At 50.7% G+C, this 1,765-nt stretch carries 1 protein-coding gene and 1 pseudogene; both read right to left on the bottom strand.

The window, feature by feature from the left end; all coding sequences use genetic code 11:
- Positions 1–216 precede the first annotated feature (216 nt).
- Positions 217–1,062 carry a universal stress protein gene (locus ACR0LL_RS21050; protein ID WP_480589243.1) on the bottom strand — a complete coding sequence of 282 codons (846 nt, stop codon included), beginning with the start codon at positions 1,060–1,062 and terminating at the stop codon, positions 217–219.
- Between the two features lie 326 nt (positions 1,063–1,388).
- Positions 1,389–1,517: pseudogene (locus ACR0LL_RS21045) on the bottom strand (IS6 family transposase); the annotation flags it as partial.
- Between the last annotated feature and the right edge of the window lie 248 nt (positions 1,518–1,765).

The raw sequence follows: 1,765 nt of genomic DNA, 5'->3' as shown, positions 1-1,765 counted from the left end.
GCCCACCGGCTCCGGAAACCATCATCCCGATGGATCACAGGCCAATCATGCACTAACAATCAAACTGGACCAGTCAGATAGGGCTGCTCAGGATCCGGTCCGAAAAATCAGCTTTAACCTCAAGCGAGTACCCAATAACAACTGGCTGTTACCGTATTAACCGACAAACGTATAGAGCTACCTATCCCAGCAAATCACAGTCGTCAGTTCTCTTCATCAGTGCCCGAACAGAACTGGCAACCTTGTCTGCTCCAACATTGCTTGCGTCGTTCCTCCAAATACCGACTGACGCATACGGGAACGCCCGTAAGCGCCCATAACAACGAGGTCGGCCCCCAGTTCTTGTGCGCGTTCTTGAATGCAGTGTTCTATTGAATTCCCGCCGCATGTGAACTGCGACACGGTCACGGTGCAACCGTGATGGCTGAGCCATCCAGCTAAGCCAGTTCCGGGCAATTGACCTTCTGCGTCATCAAGCGACGGCAAATCAAAACACCCAATCACAACTTCGTTGGCCGCCAGAAGAATGGGTAAAGCTAAATGCGCAGCCCTAGACGCAGGCAGGCTATCATTCCATGCCAAAAAAATGCAGTCGCGTTGGGCAAACGGATCTCCATTTATCATCAAGGCGACCGGCGAATGGAACAATACTCCGTACGCGATCTTACTAAACAAATCGGGTTCTTTTCGCAACTCAGCGTCTAGAAAGGCGATATCAGAGCTATTGGCTTGGCCAGCCACAAGATGCTGTAGCTCTGTTCCAGATCCCATAAAGGTTATTACATTTGCAGATACGCTCTGCCCGACCAGAAGCGCTTCAACTTCCGTGGCGCGGGACTTCAAGGCGGCATTTTTTGCGTCAAGAATATCCAACCAGTTTGAAGGGAGACCCGCCTCAACAAACCTGTTTGATCCATACTTTAGGTAAGGCAGGTTGGGTAGGTCCACGGTCAACACGCAAATCAAGTGACTGTTCTGATCACGGGCAGTTTCAGCGCATTCCAAAATCGACGCGTCGTCAACATCAACTCCTACATAATATGCCACTGTTCTGTATTGCATTCCCGACCTCCGTCTGGAATTTCAATTCGCCCAAGAGCCGTGCGCACGGCTTAAACCAACGAAGAGACAATATTGTTGGTCTTTCTTCTTACTTCGGCAACATAAAGAACTCTTCCAGCACAATCTTGCCTTTTGCCACCGAATACACTGCGGTCCCGCGCAACGTAATACGGTCACTCGTAGTCTTCTCAAGCGCTTCAGCCCTGAATTACCATTGACTGTACCATTCCTTGCTCGTTCAAATCTTGACAAGGATCAATAAGTGTATCGATGGATACTGTGCAGCCGGTTCGAACCAGTCTCGGCTAGGCTCGTAGACTTGCCTTTTAGGCCGCACCAAGTTCGCGCCACTCGGCGAGAGTGACGGTGCATATTAGCCAGAAGGCATCTCTGCTGGCTAGCGATCTTTCCTGGTTGAAGTGATTGGAGGCGTAGGAATGAACGACGGCGAACTTCTACTAACTTCGCGTCCGCATTAACCGCTGGTTCGTATGTCGCGAATAGCGGACGTTCATTCATTTGTCAGCGTGATTTCATGCACTGATGCCCGAGTTGCGGGCGAAATCGCCTGATGCGGTTTTACCGAACTCCGCTGTCGAACGCCTGATAAATTGAGCCTCCCCCACTGAACTGGTCCGACGCTATGTTTAGGAAACGGAGGACTAAGAATGGCAAACAAGCGACCGAAGCCGGAAGAGATAGT

The sequence above is a fragment of the Ruegeria sp. AI2 genome (assembly GCF_056541275.1).
The sequence above is the reverse complement of the archived record's forward strand: the minus strand, read 5'-3'. Positions and strand labels throughout refer to the sequence as shown.

Excerpts from the sequence above, each read along its gene's own strand:
- ACR0LL_RS21050 (WP_480589243.1), bottom strand. The coding sequence starts at position 1,062 with ATGCAATACAGAACAGTGGCATATTATGTAGGAGTTGATGTTGACGAC.